This window comes from Micromonospora sp. NPDC005220 (assembly GCF_040607895.1).
GTDB lineage: Bacteria > Actinomycetota > Actinomycetes > Mycobacteriales > Micromonosporaceae > Micromonospora.
The window spans coordinates 1-22,843 of sequence record NZ_JBEXHP010000077.1; the positions used below are offsets into that span (position 1 = coordinate 1).

Annotated in this window: 17 protein-coding genes; 12 read left to right on the top strand and 5 right to left on the bottom strand. The window is 70.7% G+C overall.

Features of this window, described 5'->3' with window-relative positions; all coding sequences use genetic code 11:
- Positions 1 to 288 precede the first annotated feature (288 nt).
- From ABZU52_RS23460 to ABZU52_RS23485, 6 genes are all read left to right on the top strand, one after another.
- The gene (locus tag ABZU52_RS23460) at positions 289 to 2,556 is read left to right on the top strand and encodes an FAD-dependent oxidoreductase (RefSeq protein WP_354973133.1); all 2,268 of its coding nucleotides are present in this window, start codon (positions 289 to 291) and stop codon (positions 2,554 to 2,556) included.
- Between the two features lie 5 nt (positions 2,557 to 2,561).
- Positions 2,562 to 2,873, top strand: a complete 312-nt coding sequence (locus ABZU52_RS23465) for an antibiotic biosynthesis monooxygenase family protein (RefSeq protein WP_354862537.1) — start codon at positions 2,562 to 2,564, stop codon at positions 2,871 to 2,873.
- Positions 2,870 to 4,096, top strand: coding sequence for a cytochrome P450 (locus ABZU52_RS23470; RefSeq protein WP_354973134.1), 1,227 nt, complete (start codon positions 2,870 to 2,872; stop codon positions 4,094 to 4,096). Before ABZU52_RS23465 ends, ABZU52_RS23470 begins: the two co-directional genes overlap by 4 nt.
- Positions 4,097 to 4,123: 27 nt before the next feature.
- A complete protein-coding gene (locus tag ABZU52_RS23475) occupies positions 4,124 to 4,789 on the top strand; it encodes a TcmI family type II polyketide cyclase (protein WP_354973135.1) in 666 nt (221 codons plus the stop codon).
- 73 nt (positions 4,790 to 4,862) lie between these two features.
- Entirely contained in the window at positions 4,863 to 5,144 is a 282-nt protein-coding gene (locus ABZU52_RS23480; RefSeq protein ID WP_354973136.1) for a DUF1622 domain-containing protein, read from the top strand.
- A gap of 113 nt (positions 5,145 to 5,257) precedes the next feature.
- Positions 5,258 to 5,902, top strand: coding sequence for a hypothetical protein (locus ABZU52_RS23485; RefSeq protein ID WP_354973137.1), 645 nt, complete (start codon positions 5,258 to 5,260; stop codon positions 5,900 to 5,902).
- Positions 5,903 to 6,202: 300 nt separating this feature from the next.
- Here ABZU52_RS23485 and zwf read toward each other — a convergent pair whose 3' ends face one another.
- A complete protein-coding gene (gene zwf, locus ABZU52_RS23490; RefSeq protein ID WP_354973138.1) occupies positions 6,203 to 7,696 on the bottom strand; it encodes a glucose-6-phosphate dehydrogenase in 1,494 nt (497 codons plus the stop codon).
- A gap of 313 nt (positions 7,697 to 8,009) precedes the next feature.
- The gene (locus tag ABZU52_RS23495) at positions 8,010 to 8,939 is read right to left on the bottom strand and encodes a LysR family transcriptional regulator (RefSeq protein ID WP_354973139.1); all 930 of its coding nucleotides are present in this window, start codon (positions 8,937 to 8,939) and stop codon (positions 8,010 to 8,012) included.
- Between the two features lie 72 nt (positions 8,940 to 9,011).
- Between ABZU52_RS23495 and ABZU52_RS23500 the strand changes: the two genes are divergently transcribed.
- On the top strand, positions 9,012 to 10,001 hold the full coding sequence (locus ABZU52_RS23500) for an EamA family transporter (protein ID WP_354973140.1): 990 nt from the start codon (positions 9,012 to 9,014) through the stop codon (positions 9,999 to 10,001).
- Positions 10,002 to 10,095: 94 nt separating this feature from the next.
- On the opposite strand, the gene ABZU52_RS23505 is transcribed toward ABZU52_RS23500, so the two are convergent.
- Both ABZU52_RS23505 and ABZU52_RS23510 read right to left on the bottom strand, forming a co-directional pair.
- Positions 10,096 to 12,921 carry an immunoglobulin-like domain-containing protein gene (locus ABZU52_RS23505; RefSeq protein ID WP_354973141.1) on the bottom strand — a complete coding sequence of 942 codons (2,826 nt, stop codon included), beginning with the start codon at positions 12,919 to 12,921 and terminating at the stop codon, positions 10,096 to 10,098.
- A gap of 294 nt (positions 12,922 to 13,215) precedes the next feature.
- Positions 13,216 to 14,445 (bottom strand): helix-turn-helix domain-containing protein, encoded by a 1,230-nt coding sequence (locus ABZU52_RS23510; RefSeq protein ID WP_354973142.1) that lies wholly within the window; start codon positions 14,443 to 14,445, stop codon positions 13,216 to 13,218.
- Between the two features lie 218 nt (positions 14,446 to 14,663).
- Between ABZU52_RS23510 and ABZU52_RS23515 the strand changes: the two genes are divergently transcribed.
- The 5 genes from ABZU52_RS23515 to ABZU52_RS23535 all read left to right on the top strand — a co-directional run bounded on the left by ABZU52_RS23515 (position 14,664) and on the right by ABZU52_RS23535 (position 20,916).
- Positions 14,664 to 15,581: a dihydrodipicolinate synthase family protein gene (locus ABZU52_RS23515; RefSeq protein ID WP_354973143.1), complete on the top strand. Its 918-nt coding sequence runs from the start codon at positions 14,664 to 14,666 to the stop codon at positions 15,579 to 15,581.
- 178 nt (positions 15,582 to 15,759) lie between these two features.
- Positions 15,760 to 17,802, top strand: a complete 2,043-nt coding sequence (locus ABZU52_RS23520) for a M6 family metalloprotease domain-containing protein (RefSeq protein ID WP_354973144.1) — start codon at positions 15,760 to 15,762, stop codon at positions 17,800 to 17,802.
- An 85-nt stretch (positions 17,803 to 17,887) separates the two neighbouring features.
- Complete coding sequence (locus ABZU52_RS23525; RefSeq protein WP_354973145.1) at positions 17,888 to 18,322, top strand: hypothetical protein; 435 nt, start codon at positions 17,888 to 17,890, stop codon at positions 18,320 to 18,322.
- Entirely contained in the window at positions 18,319 to 18,897 is a 579-nt protein-coding gene (locus ABZU52_RS23530) for a TlpA disulfide reductase family protein (RefSeq protein ID WP_354973146.1), read from the top strand. Before ABZU52_RS23525 ends, ABZU52_RS23530 begins: the two co-directional genes overlap by 4 nt.
- A gap of 123 nt (positions 18,898 to 19,020) precedes the next feature.
- The gene (locus tag ABZU52_RS23535) at positions 19,021 to 20,916 is read left to right on the top strand and encodes a CocE/NonD family hydrolase (protein ID WP_354973147.1); all 1,896 of its coding nucleotides are present in this window, start codon (positions 19,021 to 19,023) and stop codon (positions 20,914 to 20,916) included.
- A gap of 66 nt (positions 20,917 to 20,982) precedes the next feature.
- On the opposite strand, the gene ABZU52_RS23540 is transcribed toward ABZU52_RS23535, so the two are convergent.
- Positions 20,983 to 22,227, bottom strand: a complete 1,245-nt coding sequence (locus tag ABZU52_RS23540) for a PQQ-dependent sugar dehydrogenase (RefSeq protein WP_354973148.1) — start codon at positions 22,225 to 22,227, stop codon at positions 20,983 to 20,985.
- Positions 22,228 to 22,843 lie beyond the last annotated feature (616 nt).

The window sequence follows — 22,843 nt, forward strand, 5'->3', positions numbered from 1 at the left end:
GGGCCGCTCCGGTGCTTGCCACTGCCGTTGACATCAAGAACCTGGCGGGCCGGGACAGCTAACCAAGCGCCGGGCCTGCCATTAACGGGTATCCAAGTCGTAAGGAGTCACGCCCGAGGAGGAGGATTGTTGCCAATCTTTTGCAACAAGCCGGGAGGAGATGGCGTTCCGGCCGCGTCACCGCACGGTGACCCCGCCCGGGCCGCCGGTGACGACCGGGTGACGCGGACTCTGGCAGGGTCGCGGCACGAGGACGGCACGGTGCGAGGGGGCGGCATGATCAGGACGATGCTCCGGCTGCGAGCCCGTCCCGGCTGCGCGCCCGCAGTGGGACCGGCCTGGGAGGACGTCGCCGGACAGCTCGGTGCGCTCCCCGGCGGCCTCCGGCACGAGCTGCTGCGGGACGCGCTGGATCCGTACGGCTTCGTCGTGGTCACCGAGTGGGCCGACGAGGAGGCGCTGCGCGCCTACCGGGACGGGCCGGTGGCCGCCCGCCTGTCCGACCTGCTCCGGCCGCTGACCGAACCGGCCGGCCCGCCCGACTACCCGCCGATGGCCGACACCGGCGACGGGACGGGCCCGGTCTACGTGGACGTGGAGCTGATCGTGCCGACCGCCCGGCTCGCCGAGTTCCACCGCGGCTACCCCGAGGTGGTGCGGCGGATGACCGCCGTGCCGGGCTACCGGCGTGAGCAGCTGCTCCGCGAACCCGGCTCGGACGTGCACCACATCTTCGCCGAGTGGGACACCGCGGCCGAGTTCCTCGACTGGATCGGCGACCCGGCTCACGCCTCGGCGCAGGCCGGGCCGATCGCACCGTTCCTTCTCGACATCCGACGCCGCCTGTTCCACGTCGTGCCCGATGGGGACGGCCGGCGACTCGACACCACAGGCAGGGAGGCCCACGTGCAGAGGACAACGGACGTACTGGTCGTCGGGGCGGGCCCGACCGGGCTGACCGCCGCCGTCGAGCTGGCCCGGCGCGGCATCGACTGCCGGGTGATCGACAAGCGGGCGACCCCGGCCGGGCAGGCCGACAAGGCGATCGGCGTGCACTGCCGCACCATGGAGATCTGGGAGGAGCAGGGCGTCGTGCGGGAGGCGATGGACGCCGGCATCTGGCTCACCGGCAACATGGTCTTCGTCAACGGCGAGCAGACCCACCGGATGAGCTGGGAGCTGCCCGGCCTGCCCTACGACCACCTCGGCCTGCCCCAGTACGAGACCGAACGCATCCTCACCGCCCGGCTGGCCACGCTCGGGGTGCGCCCGCGGCGCGGCGCCGAACTGGTGGACTTCACCCAGGACGCGGACGGCGTGACCGCCACCGTGCGCACCGCCGACGGCGCCATCGAGACCGTACGCGCGGCGTACCTGGTCGGCTGCGACGGCGCGCACAGCCGGGTCCGGGACCGGCTCGGCCTCACCTTCACCGGCGGGCTGGGCCAGTTCCCGCAGCTGTTCATGCTGGTGGACGTCGACGTGGACTGGGACATGCCCGACGGGCACCTGCTGCGCTTCCTGCACACCACCGACGGGCGGATGGACGGGATGCTGGTCTGCGTGCCGCTGCGCGGCGAGCACCGCTACCGCATCGCCACCCTGGCCCCACCCCGGTTCTTCGCCCGGACCGGCGGGCAGGACGCCCCGCCCGGCTTCAGCGAGGAACTCGGCGAGCCGACCCTCGACGACGTGCAGGCCGCCCTCGACCGCCTCGCCCCGCCCGGCACCCGGGCGACGAACCTGCGCTGGTCGTCGGTGTTCCGGATTAGCCACGGCATCGTCGACCGCTACCGCCACGGCCGGGTCTTCGTCGCCGGCGACGCCGCCCACCTGCACCCGCCGGCCGGCGGCCAGGGCATGAACACCGGCATCCAGGACGCCTGGAACCTGGCCTGGAAACTGGCCCTGGCGGTACGCGGGCTGGCCGCCCCCGGCCTGCTGGACAGCTATGAGGCCGAGCGGCGCCCGGAGGGCGAGGAGATCGTCGGCCGCGCGGTGCGGCTGGCCGGCACCGAGGAACTGGACCGGGCCGACCTGGAACGGCAGTTCCTTCAGGAGATGTCCCTGCTGCTCAGCTACGCCGGCAGCCCGCTGGTCGGGGAGACCGTCTCCGACCCGGCCGGGCTCGGTGACGCGCCCCGTCCCGGCGACCGCGCGCCGGACGTCGAGGGTCTGCGCCGGCGCGGCGTCGGGCATCCGCTGCGGCTGCGGGACCTGACCCGGGGCACCCGGCACACGCTGCTGCTCTACGCCGACGCCACGGCCGGCGCGACGGAGCTGGCCGGGTTCGCCGACCTGTGCGCCGACGCGCGGCGGCAGGCCGGCGGGGAACTCGACGCGTACCTGCTGCTCGACCCGGACGTCGCCGAGCCGCGCCTGGCCGACCCGCCGGTGCTGCGCGACGGTGACCGCCGGTTCCGCGCCGGGTACGGCCTGGCCGGCACCGGGCTGTACCTGATCCGTCCGGACGGGCACGTCGGCTTCCGCGGCGCCCCGGTCGACGCCGACGCGCTGCGCAAGCACCTGCACCTGGTCTTCGGCGGCGCGCGGTGAGCCGGGTGCGCACGGTCCTGGCGATGCGGACCCGGCAGGGGTGCGAGGAGCGCTTCGAGGCGGAGTGGCGCGCCGCCGCCGAGGAGATCCGCACCCTGGACGGCTGCCTGCACCAGGACCTGGTCCGCGACGCCGACGACCCGAGCAGCTATCTGGTCATCAGCGACTGGGCGGACCGGGAGCGGCTGGACGCCTTCGGCCGCAGCGCGCACCGGGACCGGCTGCTGCGCGTGGTCCGGGAGCTGCGCGAGTCCGCCGAACGACACACCTATCAGGTGCTGCACAGTGTGAACAGCGAGCCGGGGGAGGCCCGATGACCGACGACGTGGTGCCGGCGAGCGAGTTGTACACGGAGGCGTTCGCGGCCAATCCCTATCCCACCTTCGCCCGGCTGCGTGCCGAGCGGCCGGTTTGCCCGGTCGGCTCGCCCCGGTTCGACTCGTGGCTGATCACCAGCTTCGACGACGCGCGCGCGGCGCTGACCGACCCGCGGCTGTCCAAGGACCTCTACGGGCCCGACCAGCACTACCTGCGGATCTTCGGCCCGAACTCGGAGGGCCTGAACCGCAACATGCTCAACTCCGACCCGCCCGAGCACACCCGCCTGCGCCGGGTGGTGTCGCAGGCGTTCGCGCCGCGGCGGATCGAGGCGTTGCGGCCCCGGGTGGCCGCGATCGTCGACCAGCTGATCGACAAGATGGTGCCGCAGGGCGAGGCGGACCTGATGCGGGACTTCGCCATCCCGCTGCCGATGACGGTCATCTGTGAGCTGCTCGGCGTGCCGCCGGTCGACCACGACCGGGTGCTCGCCTGGACCCAGGTGATCCGCACCTCCGGCTCGACCAGCCGACCCCCGGCCGAGGAGCGGGCGGCGGTGCAGGAGGCCCAGCTGCGGCTGCACCACTACCTGGCCGACCTGGTCCGGGCCAAGCGCGACGACCCGGCCGACGACATCATCGGTGCGCTGGTGGACGCGGTCGACCGGGACCGCACGCTGTCCGAGGCGGAGCTGGTCACCACCACGTTCCTGCTGCTGTTCGCCGGCCACCAGACCACCGCCGACTTCCTCGGCAACGCGGTGCTGGCGCTGCTCACCCACCCGGAGCAGTGGGAGCTGCTGCGGACCACGCCGAGGCTGCTGCCGACCGCGATCGAGGAGCTGCTGCGGTTCGACGGCCCGCTGCCGGTGGCCAGCCCGCGCATCGCCACCGAGGACGTCGAATACCAGGGGGTACGCATCCCGCGCGGCGCGATCGTCGGGGTGGCGATCAACGCGGCGAACCACGACCCCGCCCACTTCACCGACCCCGACCGGCTCGACCTGCGCCGGGTCCGGGGCCCGCACCTCGGCTTCGGCCACGGCGTGCACTACTGCCTGGGCGTCTCGCTGGCCCGGATGGAGGCGCTGCTCGCGCTCTCCGCGCTGCTGCGCCGGCTGCCCGGGCTGCGGCTCGCCGTCCCGCTCGCCGAGGTGCGCCGACTGCCCGCCGCCTCGCCCTTCCGCGGCCTGCTGGAACTGCCGGTCACCTTCACCGTCTAGCCCGCCCACCCAGCCAAGGAGCACGTCATGGTCTTCCGGAACGTGATCGTCTGCCACATGGTCCCCGGCAGCGAAGAGATCGTCGGCAACGTCTTCGGCCACTACGACCAGGCCACCCGGCCCCAGGATCTCGGCGTCATCGGCCGGTACCTGCTGTCGCACCACGACCTCTACCTGCACGTGATCGAGCGCAAGCAGGACCCGAGGATCTCCGGGCAGACGCGCGGGCTGCCCGCCTTCCAGAAGATCGCCGAGGAGATCGGCCCGTACGTGACGCCGTACCCGCGCTACTGGAAGAACCCGTCGGACTCGGTGGCCAAGGAGTTCTACCACTGGGCGCCGGAGGGCGAGCCGCCCGAGGACACCACACTCACCGTGATCGTGGGGCGGATCAAGCCGGGCGCCGAGCCGGACGTGGCCCGGGTGTTCGGCGAGTCGGACGCCGGGTCGCTCCCGACCGACCTGGGTGTCACCGGACGCTGGCTCTACTCCATCGACGATGTCTACGTGCACCTGCTGGAGCAGGAGTCGTCGGCGGCCGAGGCGACCCGGGACCAGCACGCCGAGAAGCCGGCCTTCGACAAGATCAGGCAGGATCTCGGCCCCTACGTGGAGCCGTACCGGCCGGACCTCTGCCACGGCCCGCAGGACCAGGTCGCGACCGTCTTCTACCGTTGGCGCGCGCAGGACTGAGCCGGCGCCGAAACCACCATTCGTCGCACCCCCGTACGCCAGGCTGAAGCCGAGGCGTACGGGGGTGTGACGGGTGCCGACGAAGCAGATCATCCAGCACATCGGTGCGGCGCTGGACCCACCCGGGGTGCTGGTCTTCGCGCTCGGCGTCGCGGTCACCACGGTGGTGTACGCGGTGCGATGCGGCCGGACCGGGGAGGTGGTGACGCACTACCGCGCGTACCGGCAGGGGGTGGGACGGGCCATCCTGCTCGGCCTGGAGTTCCTGGTCGGTGGCGACGTCATCCGGACGGTCGCGGTGGCGCCGACGTTCACCAGCAGCGTGCATCCGACCGGCGGCATCACGGTACCGTGACGCGGCGCGTCCGCACCGGCCACTCACCGTCACCCGGATAGTCGACTCTGATGGCTCCCCGACGAGAGGGAGTAGGAATGAACCGAGACAGGAGGAGAGCCCGGAGTCGGCCGGTGCGCGTCCTGCTGGCCGCCCTGCTGTCCATTGTGGTGGTGATGCCCGCCGGCGCTCGACCGGCGTACGCGATCAACTGGACCCAGGTGATCACCGCGGCGATCAGTGCGGTCAGCTCGTGGGCGAGCGCCGGTAACACTCAGGCCGCGATCCAGGAGGCGACCCGGCAGATCCTGACCGCGGTCAACTCGGCCCGCACCGAGATCCTGGCGCAGATCCAGACGATCGCGACGGCGCAGACCCGCGCCTGCGCCAACCATGCCGTGATCGAGTTCTTCGACATCGAGCGGATGACGCCGGACAACGTGCAGCGGTTCGCCCAGGACGCCACCGGCTGCGCGGTGGCGATCGAGAGCATGATCTCCGCGCTGACCGACAAGGCGAGCGTGGACCAGCTCGGTTTCGCGATGAACATCGTGACGCCGATCGCCCTGGTGGCACGGGCCCGGACCGGCCTGACCACCGACGGGCTGAGGAACACCCTGCGCTCGGCCAACACCCAGCTGGTGCCGAAGCTCGCGCCGCCGTACTGCACCTTCTGGTCACCCGACTTCGACCCGGAGCTGCCGTTGCCCCGCAACGGTGACATCGTCAGCTACTACCTCTACTGCACGGCGTACAACAACGACCATGGGTATGCGTAAAAGGAGGTCGTCTGGCCCAACCGGCTTCCGGACAACGCCTTCGATCCGGCGATCGCGGACGCCACCAGAAATACCAGCCGGGCGATCGCCGTCGCGGTGTTGCCCATGCTGGGCGGCTGACCCAGGGGCGGCGGCCCGGGGCAGGGGCAGTCTCGTGCCGGGCACCTGTCACACCTGACTCGTCGGTGTGGCAGGTGCCCCGTCGCTCGGGCTGTTGCCCGAGTAGATCGCGAACCCGAGCGGGGTCCGGCTCACTGAGAGAACCGCGCCGCGCGTCGATGGTGAGACCAAGCGATCGGGTCACGCGGAGTTGCGCCACTTGCGGCCGTGCCGACCGATGAGCCGGTCGGCGTCGGTCGGGCCCCAGGAGGCGGCCTCGTAGGTGGGGATCGGCGAGTGGTCCTTCGCCCAGTTGTCGATGATCGGGTCGACGATCCGCCAGCACTGCTGCACCTCGTCGCTGCGGATGAACAGCGACGCGTCGCCGATCAGCGAGTCCAGGAGCAGACGCTCGTACGCCTCCGGGGACTCCTCGAGGAACGTCTGGTCGTAGGAGAACTCCATCGTGGCGGTGCGGACCCGGAAGGAATGGCCCGGCACTTTGGCACCGAAGCGCAGCGAGATGCCCTCGTTCGGCTGGATCCGCAGGATCAGCGCGTCAGCATCGAGGCCGGTGAGCTGGTCGGTCGGGATCGGCAGGTGCGGCGGCCGCTGGAACTGCAGTGCCACCTCGGTGAGCCGGGCCGGCAGGCGCTTGCCGGTGCGTACGTAGAACGGCACCCCCGCCCAGCGCCAGTTGTCCACGTTGAGCCGCATGGCGGCGTAGGTCTCGGTCCGCGACAGGGGGTCGACGCCGGCCTCCTCGCGGTAGCCGGCCATCAGCTCCTCGCGGGTGCCGCCCCGGGTGTACTGTCCCCGGACCGCAGCCTCGGCGATGTCCCGGTCGGTGGGGAGCCGGATTGCCTGCAGCAGCTTCACCTTCTCGTTGCGCAGGCCCTCAGCCTCGAATGAGGCCGGTGGCTCCATCAGTGCCAGCGCGAGGACCTGGAGCACGTGGTTCTGCACGATGTCCCGCATCGCGCCGGCGTCCTCGTAGAAGCCGCCGCGGCTGCCGACGCCGAGGGTCTCGGCGACGGTGATCTGCACGTGGTCGACCCAGGAACGATCCCAGATGGGCTGGAAGATCGAGTTCGCGAAGCGCAGCGCCAGCACGTTCTGGACGGTGTCCTTGCCCAGATAGTGATCGATACGAAAGACCTGGTGCTCGTCGAACGCGCTGTGCACGACGCCGTCGAGCTCGCGGGCCGTGACCAGGTCGCGCCCGTACGGCTTTTCGATGACCAGGCGGGAGAAGGAGCCTTCGCGTGGCTGGTTGAGCCCGACACCGGCCAGTCCGTTGATCACCGGCTCGAAGGCCCCGGCCGGGGTGGAGAGGTAGAAGAGCCGGTTGCCGGACGTGCCCCGCTGTGCGTCCAACTCGTCGAGGGTCTCCACGAGCCGCTTGTAGGTCTCCGGGTCGTCGTAGCCGCCGGCCACGTACCGCACGCCGCCCAGGAGTTGGCGCTTGCTGGCCAGGGTGCGTCCGCCGAGGGCACTCTCGGCGAACTGCTCGTCGGTCATCGGCGTGCGCGCGACGCCGACCAGCGCGAACTGGTCCGGGAGCCGCTCGTGCCGAGCCAGGCTCTCGACTGCGGGCAGCAGCTTACGCCGGGTCAGGTCACCGGAGGCACCGAAGATCACCAGCGTGGCCGGCGGGGCACTCCGCTCCTGGATGAGCTGAGATGCGTGGTCCATGGTCTGCGTTCCTCCGGGCACAAGGGGTGTGGGATCGGGAGTGCTGTGCTGTGACGCCAGGAATTGTGCGGCTGTGGCGGTAGTGTCCGGGGGCCACGCGGCGTGGCCCGTTGGTCGCGGAGATTGAGCGTCGCATGCCGGGCTGACGGGTAGGGGACTCGGTGGCGATTCGGTGCGGTCTGTCGGCGTACGAGATGGTGGTACGAATGATCGTGGCCAGGCAGCCCGCGAAGGTCAACGGGTTCGCCGACGGCGACGCCGAACCAATTTCGCCGGTATCCAGGCGATGAGGCTGCTACCACGACACCACCCGTCAGGCGATGATCGGCGGAAGCTGTCCGTCGGGGAGGTCGGGCGGGCTGCTCAGCTCGGCCAGGAGGGCGGCCACCGCGGGCCGTTGCGGTGTGCTGCCGAGGGCACGGGTGACCGCGAAGATGCGTCGCTCGGTGATCGGCTCGACCAGTGGCTCTACGTGCACCCCGGGTGGCACGTGGCGTAGCGCCAACTCCGGCACGAGCGCGGCGCCCAGCCCGGCCGCGACGAGGTCCAGCGTGAGGGCGAAGTCGACGGCACGGTGCCGGATGTCCGGCTCGAAGCCGGCGAGCCGGCAGGCGTGCAATGTGGACCGCAGGCACGGCGTGTGTTCGGCGCTGGCGATCCATGGCAGGTCACGCAGCTCGCTCAGCCGGCCGGTGCGACGGCGCCATTCGACCGGGGTGATCAGGTGCATCGGGTCGGTGGTGACCGGATGTCGGTCCAGGTCGTCGACCAGTGGCACGGGCACGTGGTCGTACTCCTGCAGCACCACCACGTCGAGGGTGCCGGAGCGCAGGTCGAGGCGGCTCTGCTGGTCTTCGGCCTCGATCACCCGTACGTCCAGCTCGGGGTGCTTCGCCCGCGCGCGGGCGGCGGCGGGTGCTACCAGCGCGCCGGCTGCGGACGCGAACGCGCCGACCCGTACCGTGCCGCTGACCCCGTGGCGGAGTGCGGCGAGCCCGGCCACCGCCTGCTCCACCGCGTCCAGCACGTCCTTCGCGTGGCTGGCCAGCACCTGGCCGGCCGGGGTGAGGACGATTCCGCGCCCGGCCCGCTCGACCAGCTCGTGCCCGGCTTCACGGGACAGCTGGACGAGCTGCTGTGAGACCGCCGACGGGGTCACGTGCAGCGCCGCGGCGGCAGCGGTGACGCTGCCGCGCAGCGCGACCTCGTGCAGCACGCGCAGGCGGCGTGCGTCAAGGTCCATGTAGGCACGCTACAGCAGTGATAAAGAATGTTGAACTAGTCCTTAAGTGTCTCTTCCGGCAGCGTAACTGGCGTGAAAACATCGCACCGACTTCTCGCCGTGCTCGTCGCCGCCATCTGGGGCGTCAACTTCGTCGCCATCGAGCTGGGCCTGCGTGATCTGCCGCCGCTCGTCCTGACCGCGCTGCGCTTCGTCGCGGCGGCGGTGCCACTGGTCTTCCTGGTGCCGCGCCCCAGCGCCCGGCTCCGCTACGTGCTCGCCTACGGGCTCGTGCTCGGCGTCCTGAAGTTCGGCGCGCTGTTCACGGCGCTCGCCGCCGGCATGTCGGCCGGTCTGGCCTCGCTGGTGCTGCAGGCGCAGGCGCTGATGTCGGTGCTGCTGGCGGCGGCAGTGCTGGGCGAGCGGCCGGCGCGGGCGCAGGTAGCCGGCGTACTGGTCGGATCGGTCGGGATCGGGGTGTTGGCGATCGGCAGCGGCGGCCACACCACGGTGATCGGCTTCGTGCTGACTCTGTTCGCGGCGGCCAGCTGGGCCACAGCGAACCTGGTCATGCGGGCCAGCGGCGAGACGCGACCGCTCTCGCTGCTGGTCTGGTCGAGCCTGGTGCCGCCGTTGCCGCTGCTCGGCCTGGCCGGCGTGGTCAACGGCGGACAGGCGGTGCTGGATGCGTTGACCGGCCTGTCGTGGCGCGGGCTACTCGCCGTGGTGTACATCGCGTACGTGTCGACACTCGTCGGCTTCGGGATCTGGAACCGGCTGATCGCCCAGTATTCGGTCGCGCGGGTGGCGCCGTTCAGCCTCCTGGTGCCGGTCTTCGGGCTCAGCGCGGCGTGGCTGCTGCTCGACGAGCCCGTCGGCGCGACGGAGCTCGCCGCGGCCGCCATCATCCTCGCCGGGCTGGCGCTGGTGGTCCGGCGCTCCACGGCGGAGGGCAACAGCGACACGGCCGCGAGTGAGGGCCGCAAGCCCCGACTACGTCCCGGCTGCGGCCGCCTGGTCCGCAGCGACGACACCGATCACTTCGCCCGGGCTGGCCGTCGCGATGGGCACGATCACTCCTAGTCCGGTTGCTGGGCCCCCTGCAGTAGCGAGCGGGCGAGATCATGAGATCTCGCCCGCTCCTTCTGGTGGCGCATCTCAGCACGCCTCGGGTTGCCTAGGCCGGCTTCCGCACCGTCAACGTCTGGTAGTTGGCGGCGTGGGGCTGGTAGGTCGGGTTGCCGGAGTAGGCAACGTGGACCCGGTAGGCCCCGGGCTGCAGGTCGGCGGTCTGCAGTTCGACGACGGCCTTGCCGGCCGTCAGTGGCACGACGTGCACCGTGCCGCCGAAGGTGACGGTGACCTCGCCGGTCGGGGTCGGAGCGTGCGGCTTCGGCCTGCCCGCCGGGCCGACAGTCACGTTCAGTCTGAACGTGTCCCCGCGGACAACCGACGCCGGCGTGGCCTTCGCCTGGACCTTGACGGCGGCCGGGCCGGAGGGCACGTCGACCGACGCCGTACCTTCCGACGCCTTCAGGTAGTCGAAGCCGAGGTACTCGGCCTTGACCGTCCGGGCACCCGCGGGCAGACCCGTCGGCAGCGTGACGGTGGCGGCGCCGTCGCTCAGGTGGGCGAGCTTCGACCACGAGCCAATGCTGAACCGCACCTGACCGCCGGTCTCGAACCCGTCAGCTGCCTCGACTGTCACGGTTGCCCTGGTTGTCTGGGCCCCGCTCGCGTACGGTTCGACAGCCACCTCGGTGGTGGTCGTGACGTCGCTGTTCGGGATCCCGCGGATGTCGTTCCACTCGCGGACGGTCAGCGGGATCACGGTGCCGTGACGCGGACGGACGACACCCGCATTGGTCATCGTGATCGCCTTGGCGTTCCACGTCGGAGCCTCGATGTTCTCGTGGCACGCGGCCTGGTATCCGCCACCGTTGGTGTACCGGTCGCCCCAGAGGTAGAACTGGCCGGGGCAGGAGGTGTCACCGGGGTTGGCCTTGAAGATGACCGGTCCCTCGTACCCCTGGTTGGCGACCCACGTTGTGCGCCCCAGAGCCGGCGCGACCAACGTCCAGTTGTTGATGTTGCTGTCCAGGAAGTCGGTGTGCTTCTCCGAGAAGATGTCCGAGCCCTGGTTGCCGGCCTCGTTCTTGGTCACCCGGTAGTAGTGGTCACCGACCCGGATGGCGGTCGTGTCGATCCGCGACAGCGGGGCCGGGTTCTGCCAGACCTGGGGAGCGGAGAACGTCTGGAAGTCTCGCGTTGTGGCGTACCACATCTGCGCGTTCCCCTGGCCGGTGCGGTTCACGGGGTCGTTCCACAGCGACTGGGCCCAGAACACGACGTAGGCGCCGAGCTCCTCGACCCACAGCGACTCTGGTGCGAAGGCGTTGCCCGCGTTGTCGGGCGCGACCTTCACGTGCCGCTGAGGGGTCCAGTTCACCAGGTCGTGCGACTCGAACACCTCGATGTACTGGGTGTCGTTGATGGCGTATCCACCCTGGTCGTACCAGTTCAGGTCCGTGGCGATCATGTAGAACGTGTCGCCGTCGGGTGAGCGGACGATGTGCGGGTCACGAAGCCCTTGGTCGCCCAGTTGGGAGATGAGTGACGGCCGACCTCCGGTCAGACCGGTCCAGTCCAGAGCGGTGTTTCCGTTGGATGTGGCGAACATGATCTGCTCGCCGTCGGCGATTCCCTCACCCTTGAAGTACCCCATGAAGTACCGCTCGTACTCCTCCGAGCGCGGCATGGCGGGAATGGTCACCGGGAACGACTTCTTCCGCGAGGCCTTGCCCTTGCTGATGGTCGCCGTCAGGGTGGCGGCAACGTCCGCACGGCCGAAGGCCGGACGGCTGACCTCACCCGTCGGGGTGACGAGGCGGGTGGTCGACCTCCAGGTGATCGTGGATCCGAATTCACCCTTGGCCGCGAGATCGAGGTTTCCGCGTACGTCGTCGGCGCCGTCCAGGGTCAGGTCGAGGGCGTCCCGGTCGACAGCCTGCGCATCGTCGAACTCGGCCTTCACCACCACGGGGATCTCCCGCGTGGTGACCTCCTGGGAGCCCTTGCGGACGGTCGCCGTGAGTGTGGCTGTCGCGTCGGGCTGCCCCTGTGCGGGCCGGGTGATCCTGCCGGTCACCGCGACCTTGCGTGCGCTGGTGACGGCTGGCGGGGTGTTGACCTCGACGACCGACGGGTCGGAACTCGACCAGGTGATGGCCGAGCCCGCCGCGGAGCCCACCTTGGGCAGAACGATGTCGTGTACGACTGCACTGGTCAGGCCGAGGTCGATGGCCGCGGCGTCGGCGCGAACGCCGTCGGAGACGGTCTTCTCTGCCAGGGCGAGTGTCTCGTCGAGGCTCACTGCCCGGTCGTACACGCGGAAGTCCCGGATCGTTCCGCGGAACGAGTAGTGGCCCGACGTCTGCGAGCGACCGAGGAAGTTGCAGTTGGTCCCCGCGGCGTTCACCGACGGCGCCGTGGTCAGGTTCGCCGACGTCGCGTGCAGCACGCCGTCGAGGTAGAGCCTGCCGGTCCAGCTCGTACCGTTCGAGTTCAGTGACTGGGTGTAGGTGACATGGGTCCACGCTCCCTCGAGCATGCGGACCCGGTTCTGTTGGAGGTTCGCCGGACCCACCGCGACGCGGAACCGCTGGGTGTTCGACGCGAAGATGGCGCCCTCCGCGCCGGTGTCGACGTCACACGAGCCGGACTTGCGGCCAATACTCCACATCTGGTGCTCGCCGACGTTCGCCGGGTCGACCCACACGTCATAGTCCACGGTGAGGTTGGACATGCCGGCGGTGATGTCGTTCGGCAGCGCCACGTATGCGCCGCTGAGGGCGCTCTCGTAGGAGTCGGGGTTGAACCTGATCCCTTCGCCGGTCAGGGCCGCCTTCTCGGGATTCACGAGCGTGGCGTTCGCCGCCGCGCCCGCGCTACCCGAGTTGACCAACGTCGTCCCACTGGTCTCGTCGAGGGCGAAGTGGTGCACCAGACCATCGTTGAGCTGATCCTCGGCAGCGTGCGCGGGCGTCGCCGCGAGGGAGACCGACAGAAGCGCACCCAGTGCCAGGACCGCTACACCTCTACCCTGCGGAATCAGCCCGAGACGTGGCCTTCGTTGTCGCAGTCTCAATTGATCCTCCTCGACGGGGTGGTGATCCTTCTCAAGTGGACGGGATTGTTGACGCTAACTACGGGGTGCTGCCGGGTCAACGCAGTGCGTTGCAACCGGAGGCCACGGAGCCCGTGGTTCACGCCGGCCGCGTCGGCGGCTACCGCGGCGTCAGGCCGTGCGGTAGTGGCCGCTGAGCCGGCCGAGCTTCATGGCCAGGTGCAGGCACAGCCGTTCGTTGCCGTCCTTGAGGTCGGTTCCGGCGAGCTGTTCCACCCGTTGCAGCCGGTAGTAGAGGGTGGTCCGGTGCAGTCGGAGCTTCTCGGCGGTGGCGTGCGCGTTGCCGGCCAGGTCGAGGTAGGCCTCCAGGGTCTCCAGCAGCACCTGGTGGGCGTCGTCGCGCAGCAACCGCTCCAGCCCGGGGTGGACGCCCGCCACGTCTAGGTGCTGGCTGTCCAGTTGGGACAGCACCCGGTAGATGCCCAGGCCGGCCCAGGAGACGACCCGGCCCAGTGCGGGCAGTTGCGTACCGACCCGGGCGGCCTGCGCTGCTTCCTGATAGGACTCGACCGCGCTGGACAGCGCGGCGCGGGGCTGACCGATCCCGGTCACGGTCCGGTCCACCGAGGGCAGGCCGCGGGTGGCGGTGGCCAGTGCCTCGTTGAGGTGCCCGGCGGAGGCTTCCGGCGAGGGGCGACCGGCGACCCGGTCGCCGCAGACCAGCAGCACCCCGTGGTCGTGCCAGACGAGGTGCAGGGTCTCCCGCACTCCGATCCACCGACGGGTGGTGACCAGGGCCTGTTCCAGGGCGATCCGGGCCACCTCGTCGGGCTGCCGCCCGCCCGCCGGCACGAGCTGGGCGACGAGCGCGACGGTCGACCCGTCGGCGGCCACCATGCCCTCCTCCAGCAGCGCCCGCGCCGCGTGTTCGCGGGCCTGCCGGCTCTCCACCAGTAGGGTGCGGGTCGCCTCGGTCTCCCGCTGTGAGGCCAGCTCACCGAGCAGGTTCGCCCGGTACAGGGCCAGCGACAGATCGGCGAAGGGGCCGGTCGCGGTGGCGATGTCGGCGTCGGTCATCGAGCCGTCCGCGTCGATGAACCAGACGAAGCCGAGCAGCAGGCCGTCGTGTCGGATCGGGACGCAGACCCGCGCCAGCAGGTCCAGCTCGGCGCACGCGGGGGTGCGGACCGGAGCGTGGGCCGTGAGCACGCCCCTGCCGCGGAACCAGGCGATCACCTCCGGCGTCGTCTGCCGGCGCAGGATCGACGTCCGGCGGACGTCGTCCATCGGACCGTCGTGCTCGCTGTAGGCGACCACCCGCTGTCGCCGGTCCTCGATGAGGGCGGGTCGCCCCACCCGCGCGGCGACGGCGTCGACGATTCGCTGGAGCTCACCGTGCATGTAACTCCTATGGTTGCGCTGCGTGACAGGGATCGCGCGACCGCCAGTCCTTACCCTCCGGTGCGAGTGGGTCGTCGCGCAAGGTCCACTGTCGAACTGACGACAAAAAGACGGACGGCATCGCGACTGTTCCGGCATCTGTCCGAAGACCGGGGCGACAGACGTTCCTAGGGTTCGGTACGGACCGCACCAGCGGCGCCTCGCGGAGAGGGGTTCGAGTGGGATCTGGTAGGCCCTGGCGGGGCGTGCTGGTCGCCATCACCACGCCGTTCCGCGCCGACCTGTCGGTGGACTTCGACCAGCTCCAGGAACACGTCCGTTGGCTCGCCGCCGAGGGGTGCCACGGGGTCGCGCCGTGCGCGTCGGTGGGGGAGTACCGGGCCCTCTCCGACGACGAGCGGGCCGCCGTGGTGAAGGCGACGGTGGAGGCCGCGCCGTCCGGCTGCGCGGTGGTGCCCGGCGTCGGTGGCTACGGCAGCAGGCAGGCCCGCCGCTGGGCGGAGCAGGCCGCCGAGGCCGGCGCCCACGGCGTGCTCGCGCGGCCACCGGACGGGCCCGCCGCCCGCGCCGCCGACGTGATCGCCCACTACCGGGAGGTGGCGGCGGTCGGCCTGCCGGTGGTCGCCCACAACGAGCCGTACGACACCCGCTTGGACCTCACGCCGGACCTGCTGGCGACCGTCGCCGAGATCGACGGGATCGTCGCGGTCAAGGAGGTCACCGGCGACGTACGCAGGTTGCACCGGCTGCGGGACCTCTGCCCGCACGTCGACGTGCTGGTCGGCGCCGACGACGTGGTGCTCGAGTTGGTGCTGTGCGGTGCCACGGGATGGGTCGCCACCCTGCCCAACGCGCTGCCCCGCCAGGCCGTGCGCCTGTACGAGCTGTGCGTCGCCCGCGACCTGGGCCGGGCGCTGCCGCTCTACGCCGAGCTGCACCCGATCCTCGGTTGGGCCTCCCGGCCGGAGTCCGTGCAGGCCGTCAAGCTCGCCATGGAGTGCGCCGGGCGGTTCGGTGGGCGGTGCCGCCCACCGCGCGGACCGCTGTCCGTCCCGGCCGCCGACCAGGTCCGTCGGGACGTGCTGCGGGCCTTCGCGGCGACGGCCGAACCGGCTTCCGGGGCCGGCCCGGGCTGATCCGCCGGTGGGCGCCGGTCCTTCAGGTGTCGGAAGTCGCCGGCCCACCTGCCGACATCTGCACGGTGACCGGCACCGGTCCGCCCTCCTATGTTCGCTGCGCGGCCTGCTGACAGGTGTTCCGCGAAACCCCCACCGGGACGTCGGCGCCGCGTTTCCTCCGACGAGAGGTGGTTCCGTGCTCCGTACCCCCAACCGAACCCGGCTGAGGCGGGCCGTGCTGGCCGCAGCCGTGGTGACCACGCTCGTGGCGACCGGGGCGGCGCAGGCCGCCGCCGCCCCGGCCAACCCGGCCGGCGGCACCGCGCCGTTCCAGGTCCTCGATCCGCAGGCCTGGCAGAACCCGGACACGATGACCTGGAACGACTACAAGGCCGTGCCCGGCAGGAACTGGGCCGATCCGAGCGTGTCCGGCTCGGTCCGCAACTTCAAGATCGCCCTGGTGGCGCTCGACTATCCTGACCAGACGTTCGCGGTCTCGCAGCGGGCCCGCTCGACGGTCTTCGGCAACCCCCAGTCGGTCGCGACCAACATCCCCCGGGCGGACGTGCCGAAGTTCTACCAGGACTTCCTGAACACCCCGAACACCCTCAACAAGGGTCACACGCTGCACGAGTACTGGATGCAGGACTCCAACGGCCGCTACGGCGTCGACCTCACCGGTTTCGGGCCGTACCAGATGCCGGCCAAGTCCTACCAGTACGGGCTGGACAACGGGTTCAACCCGGGCGCCTGCCCGAGCGGGGACGTGTGCAGCAAGAACATCCGCACCGACGGCCTGGGCGCCTGGCGGGCGGCCGTCGGCGAGGAGGTCGCCAACCAGTACGAGCTGGTGTTCATCCTCAGCGCCGGCCAGGACGAGTCGTCGACCTGGCAGGAGTTCGGGCAGATGATCTTCCAGAACAAGGAGGACGTGCCGGACGCCTGGGGCCCGCCGGACCCCAACCTGCCGAACTGGGCGAAGACCCGCTACGTGGAGTGGACCTCGTGGAAGGCGGCGGCGACGCTGTGGCCGAACGCCGGCGGCGGCTCCTCGACGCAGGGGGAGAGTTCCGGCATGGGCGTCTACGCCCACGAGTTGACCCATCTGCTCGGCATCGGCGACAACTACAACAACCCGTACGGCGAGCCGCTGCGCAGGGCGTACACCGGGATCTGGAGCATGATGTCGCGCGGGTCGTTCAACGGCCCGGGCGGTCCGCACACCCGCTGGCAGATCCCGCCGACCAACGGCGGCTCGATGGGCTCGCTGCACACCGTGCGGGACAAACTCAAGATCGGCCTGCTCGGTGAGGAACACGTGCTGCGGCTGTCGCGGGAGGCGCTGGCCTCCTCGGGCATGGTGGTCGCGCAGGTCACGGCCCGGGCGGTGGACGCCGGCCCGAAGGGTCTGACCGGTGTGAACATCGCGCTGAACAAGGACCTGTCGCCGGCGTGTGCAGTCAGCACCGACCCGTTGTGCGACGGCGGCAACTTCAACAACTACACCGTCGAGGTCGTCGACCGGATGGGCGCGGACTCCTTCACCCCGGACAGCGGCGTGCTGCTGAGCAAGACGAAGAACGCCGACAGCGCGCCGTTCCAGTGGGTGGTGGACGCCAACCCGCAGGACATCGACATGATCGACTTCTACCGGCCGGACGGCACCCCGCAGAAGATCACCATGGGTGACTACCGGCAGCTCTCCGACGCGCTGTTCCACGCCGGCGCGGACACCGGCAGCCAGTACGAGTACGTCGACGAGGCCAACCGGCTGCACTTCTACATCATCGACCTCAAACGGGACTCGGCCGGCTCGCTCTCCTACACCGTGGCGGTACGTTCGCTGGACGGCACCGGCGGGCCGAGCAGCCACGGCGTGCTGCTGGGCAAGGGCGAGGTGACCGGCGGTGGCAAGCCGACCAACCGTGGGGTGACCTGCTCGTTCGAGCTGACCAACACCGGTTCGTACTCGGCCGGCGGGCAGCAGCACCCGGAGAACGTCAGCGCGTACCTGAAGTCGGACGTCTACCGCCTGTCGGCGGAGGTGGCCGGCAAGGGCTGGCGGACCTGGCTGCCCAACCAGCTCACCACCGCGCAGTTCGGCAAGGCCACCACGGTCAAGGTGTCGGTGGGTGCCACCGCCGCCGCCGCGGACACCGGTTTCGTGAAGCTCACCGCCACCTCGGAGAGCGACCCGACGAAGACGGTGACCAAGCAGTGCCGGGTCGAGAAGTCCTGACCGACGCCCGAGGTTGAACCCGTTCCTGCCGGGCCCGCGGCGGCCCACCGTCACGGACCCGGCAGGCGGGCGGAAGGAGAATGACGTGCGGCGAAGCATCACCACCCTGCTGCCCCTGCTGCTGGCCGGCGCGACCGGTTGCGGTGCCGTCGGCGCCGCCCAGGAGGCGGTCTCCCCGACGACCGTCCGGGTCCTGGTTCGCGACATCAACATCCGGGCCGCGGGCGTGGACTGCGCCGGCACCGGCCCGTACCAGCACTTCCACAACCGGGCGCCGTTCCGGGTGCTCGACCCGGACGGGGCGGCGCTGGCCAGCGGGCAGCTGCCGGCGGGGACATCGGTGGCCGCCTTCGCCGAGGATCTGGGGGTGGAGCGGCTGCCCACCTACTGCGAGTTCGCCGTCGGAGTGCGCGTGCCGCAACGAACCTCCTATCGGCTGGAGGTGGACGGCCGGGCGGCGCTCGACCTGACGCCGGACAGCAGCGAGGGCCCGGCGCTGGTGGCGGTGGTCCCATCATGAGGCGGGCACTCCTGCCGCTGGTGCTGACGGCGGCGCTGCTGGGCGGATGCAGCACGCCCGAGCCCGCGCCCGCACCGGCCCCCGCCGGAGGGGCGGCCGCGCTGCCCGGACCGGTCCCCGCCGACCTGGCGTTGCGTCCGGCGCCCGGCACCGCCCCGGCCGCCCCGGCGTTCACCGGTGCGCTGACCGACGGGACACCGTTCGCCGCCGCCGAGCTGTGGGCGCAGCGGCCCGTCGTACTCACCTTCTTCAGCTCCTGGTGCACCACCTGCGCCAGCCGGCAGGCCGCCCTCAGCGAGCTTGCCCGCAGCTACCAGGATCGGGTGGTCTTCGTCGGCGTGGCCGGCCCGGACCAGGCCGACGAGGTCCAGGACTACCTACGCGCGCACCGGGTGGAGTACCCGGTCGTCGTGGACGACCAGCAGACGATCTGGCGTTCGTACGCGGTGCGGGAGCCGCCGGCCGTCGTGCTGGTGGCCAAGGGTGGCGCCCTGCTCCGCGGCTGGCCGGGTGGCCTGGACGCCCCGACCCTCGACCAGCGGCTGCGGGAGCTGGTGCTGGCCGGCCAGCCGTAGCCCCGTTGCCACCGGGAAGCGGCCCGCGTCGAAGCACACCCGGCGAACTTCCTACACGTGCAGGTGGTGGCACAGGCCACCGGCTCGTAGCGTACGCACCCTCGGACACCTCAAGGAGAATGCATGGCTACAGTGGGAACGCGCTGGCGCACTGGCATGGCCGTACTGTCCGCGGCGGTGCTCGCCGCCCTCGGCGCGGCGCCGCAGGCGCAGGCGGCGGACAACCCGCCGTCGATCGTCGTCCAGGACGGCGTCACCCAGCCGGTGTTCGGCTACGCCGACGCCATTCGGGAACGCCTCTTCATCGACTCCACCTTCGACAGCGACAACGACGGTCTGCGCGACATCATCGCGTTCGACCTGATGCGGCCGGCGGCCACCGCGCAGGGGCTCAAGGCCCCCGTGGTGATGGACGCCAGCCCCTACTACTCGACGGTCTGCCGCGGCAACGAGTCCGAGTGCAAGGCGGACCTCGACGGCGACGGGCTGCTGGACAAGTGGCCGCTGTTCTACGACAACTACTTCGTGCCGCGCGGCTACGCGGTCATCCTGCTGGACATGGTCGGCACCAACAACTCCACCGGCTGCCCGACCACCAACGCCAACCAGGACAACCTGAGCGCCAAGCAGGCCATCAACTGGCTCAACGGCCGGGCCACCGCCCGTAACGCCGCCGGTGAAATCGTCAAGGCGGACTGGCACAACGGCAAGACCGGAATGATCGGCAAGTCGTACGACGGCTCGCTGGCCATGGCCACGGCGGTGACCGGCGTGAAGGGCCTGACCACTGTCGTGCCCATCAGCGGACCGACCGAGTACTACGACTACGTGCGCAGCAACGGCGTGGTCACCCGTGGCAACAGCTACGTGGCGTCGCTGGCCAACACGGTCACCAACCCCGCGCGCCGGGACTACTGCAAGCCGGTGCGCGACGCGATAGGCGCCGCCGACGGCGACGAGCACGGCGACTACACGTCCTTCTGGAACGAGCGTAGCTACGTCAAGAAGGTCCCCAACGTCACCGCCAGCGTGCTGCTCTACCACGGCCTCAACGACGACAACGTCCGACCGGACCACTTCAGCAAGTTCTGGTACGCCCTGGCGGAGAACAACGTGCCGCGCAAGCTGTGGCTGTCGCAGGAGGGTCACGTCGACCCGTTCGACTCGCGCCGCGCGGTGTGGGTGTCGACGCTGCACCGGTGGTTCGATTTCTGGCTGCAGGGCGTCGCCAACGGCATCATGGATGAGCCGCGGGTGGACCTGGAGCGGTCCGCCGACGTGTGGGAGACCCACGCCGACTGGCCGATCCCCGGCAAGGCCGACACCGAGGTGTTCCTCCAGCCCGGCACCACCGGCGCGGGTGGTCTCGGGCTGGTGCCCACCGCGAAGCCGGCGACCGGGGCGTTCCAGGACAGCCGTACGCAGAGCCAGAACACCATGATCCTCAACCCGGACGTGGTGCAGCCCAACCGGTTGGCCTTCCTCTCCGCGCCACTCTCCGCGCCGCTGCACATCTCCGGCACCCCGACCGTGCAACTGCGGGCCACCGCCGACCAGACCGACACCAACCTCGGGGCGATCCTGGTCGACTACGGCACCGACGAGCGGGTCGCGCACCGGGCCTCCGGCGAGGGGATCATCACCCTGACCACGGAGGACTGCTGGGGCGAGAGCAGCCCGACGGACGACGGCTGCTACAAGCAGACGGCGAAGCGGGTCGCCACGGCAGACTACGAGCTGGTCACCAAGGGCATCATGGACGCCCAGAACCGGCAGTCGATCCGCGTCGCCGTGCCGCTGGTGCCGGGGGAGTCGTACAACTTCAGCTTCCCGCTGCTGCCGGAGGACTACGTCTTCAAGCCCGGCCACCGGATCGGCGTGATCATCGTGGCCAGCTACCCGCAGTACTCCAGCCAGGCGGATACCACCGCGGCGAACCTCAAGGTCGCGCTGAAGAGCAGCAACATCGTCCTACCCGTGGTCGGCGGCACCGCCGCCGCGCACGCCGCCGGCCTCTGACCTGTTGATCGGGGACGGCCGCCGGAAGGCGGCCGTCCCCACGGGTGTTGCGGGTGGCTCCGCGCTTCAGCGGTTCGCCGCCCCGCCCCCGGCGGCCGCCTGGACCCGCTCGAACCGGACCTTGCTCAGCCAGCCCGGAAGATCACTGAGCACGTACAGCTCGCCGTTCACATCGGCGCCGAACGCCGTCGGCTGGGTGGGGAAGGTGCCGATCTCCGCGGACTCGTAGCCGCCCGTGGACTTGGGACGCACGGCGAACGCGCGGGTCGAGCAGTAGTCACTCGCGATGTAGGTCCCCCGCGCCTCCGGGGTGACGGAACCCCGGTACACCAGGCCGCCGATGATGGAGCAGTTCTCCGTCAGGTAGTGCTCGTACTCGACGACCGGGTCGGTGAGCCGTACGCCCGGCCGGCACTGCGTCTGGTCGAAGACCGGCGTGCCCTCCTTGCAGGACCAGCCGAGGTTCGCGCCACGCTGCGACGGGCGGATGTGGTTGACCTCCTCGATCAGGCCCTGGCCGACATCGCCGATCCACAGTGAGTTGTCGACCGGGTCGATGGAGAACTTCCACGGGTTGCGCAGCCCGTAGAGCCAGATCTCCGGCCGCGCGCCCGGCGTGCGGAGGAACGGGTTGTCGGAGGGTACGCAGTAGGGCTTGCCCCCACAGCTGCGGTTGACGTCGATCCGCAGGATCTTGCCGAGCAGGGTGCCGAGGTTCTGGCCGCTCTTGAACGGGTCGTTCGCGCCGCCGCCGTCGCCGGTCGACCAGTAGAGGTAGCCGTCGCGGCCGAACGCCACCTGTCCGCCGTTGTGGTTGCCGTACTCGGCGTGCTCCTGAGTGAGCAGCACCTGCAACCGGTCGGGAGCGCTGATGGGCACTCGCGCCAGGGTCAGCGCACCGGCCGGCAGGCTCGTGTAGGCCACGTAGAGCATGCCGGTTCGCGCGAAGTTCGGCGCGGGCGTGATGCCCAGGAGGCCGCGCTCGTTGTCCGACGTGTCGACGCGGGCGGTCAGGTCGAGCACCGGCGCGGCCGCCAGGCCGGTGGCGGGGTGGTAGGCGCGGACGGTGCCGCTCTTCTCCGCGATCAGCATCCGGCCGTCCGGGAGCCCGGTGATCGCGATCGGACGTTGCAGACCGAACGCCACCCGTTCGGACACCACGGTCAGCTCGGTGAGTGGCGCCGCGAGGGTGTGGGACGGGCCGGCCGCGGCGGTGCTGGCCACCGACGCCGGTGGCAACAGCGTCGCTGACAGGGCCAGAACGAGCAGCCCGGCCAGCATGGTGGCCGGGCGATGACGCCTTCGTGACATGTGCGGCTCCTCGATCAGATGGGGTGGTGGAGGCAGTTTGGGAGCGTTCCCACGATACATAGAATTAATTCAATGTCCAACTCGCCCGTTACCCCCGTGCGCGGCTTCTCCGTCGGAGGCGCTCCAGAGGGCTCGCCCTGCCGCGCGTACGGCGGTGTCTGTGCACCTCGAACTCATGGGACGAGCGGCGTCGGTCGGTCGTCTAGCTCACGGCGCCAGACCCGTTGCCAGCGTTCCTCGGCTCGGGAGGCACGCCAGCGTGCGGCGGGGCCGTCCGGATGGACGCCACAGGTCGGGCATGCGCGGCCCGGGTGTCGCCTTTCGATGCCGCATGCCAGGCAGTGCCTGTCGACGCTGATTCCGGCATCGTGGCGATCGAGGACCGCTTGGACGACCGTGGCGAGAGGTCCCGTCGGGTGGTGTTCAGGGTCGGGACAGTAGGCGATCCGGGACCAGCCCCACGAGTTCCAGGGCGGCGGCGTCCGTGGGAGTCGCCTACCAGTCGCCTTCTCTCGACGCCGCAGGGCGGCGTACTCCTGCGCACGCTGCAGGACCACGTCGCGTGTCCGCTGCAGTTCGTCAGCGGCACGCACGAGCGCGTCGAGATCGTCGGTGA

Bases quoted from the DNA above. Each gene is read 5' to 3' on its own strand.
- ABZU52_RS23460 (WP_354973133.1), top strand. From the start codon at position 289: ATGCTCCGGCTGCGAGCCCGTCCCGGCTGCGCGCCCGCAGTGGGACCG.
- ABZU52_RS23470 (WP_354973134.1), top strand. From the start codon at position 2,870: ATGACCGACGACGTGGTGCCGGCGAGCGAGTTGTACACGGAGGCGTTC.
- ABZU52_RS23475 (WP_354973135.1), top strand. From the start codon at position 4,124: ATGGTCTTCCGGAACGTGATCGTCTGCCACATGGTCCCCGGCAGCGAA.
- zwf (WP_354973138.1), bottom strand. From the start codon at position 7,696: ATGGACCACGCATCTCAGCTCATCCAGGAGCGGAGTGCCCCGCCGGCC.
- ABZU52_RS23495 (WP_354973139.1), bottom strand. From the start codon at position 8,939: ATGGACCTTGACGCACGCCGCCTGCGCGTGCTGCACGAGGTCGCGCTG.
- ABZU52_RS23510 (WP_354973142.1), bottom strand. From the start codon at position 14,445: ATGCACGGTGAGCTCCAGCGAATCGTCGACGCCGTCGCCGCGCGGGTG.
- ABZU52_RS23530 (WP_354973146.1), top strand. From the start codon at position 18,319: ATGAGGCGGGCACTCCTGCCGCTGGTGCTGACGGCGGCGCTGCTGGGC.
- ABZU52_RS23535 (WP_354973147.1), top strand. From the start codon at position 19,021: ATGGCTACAGTGGGAACGCGCTGGCGCACTGGCATGGCCGTACTGTCC.
- ABZU52_RS23540 (WP_354973148.1), bottom strand. From the start codon at position 22,227: ATGTCACGAAGGCGTCATCGCCCGGCCACCATGCTGGCCGGGCTGCTC.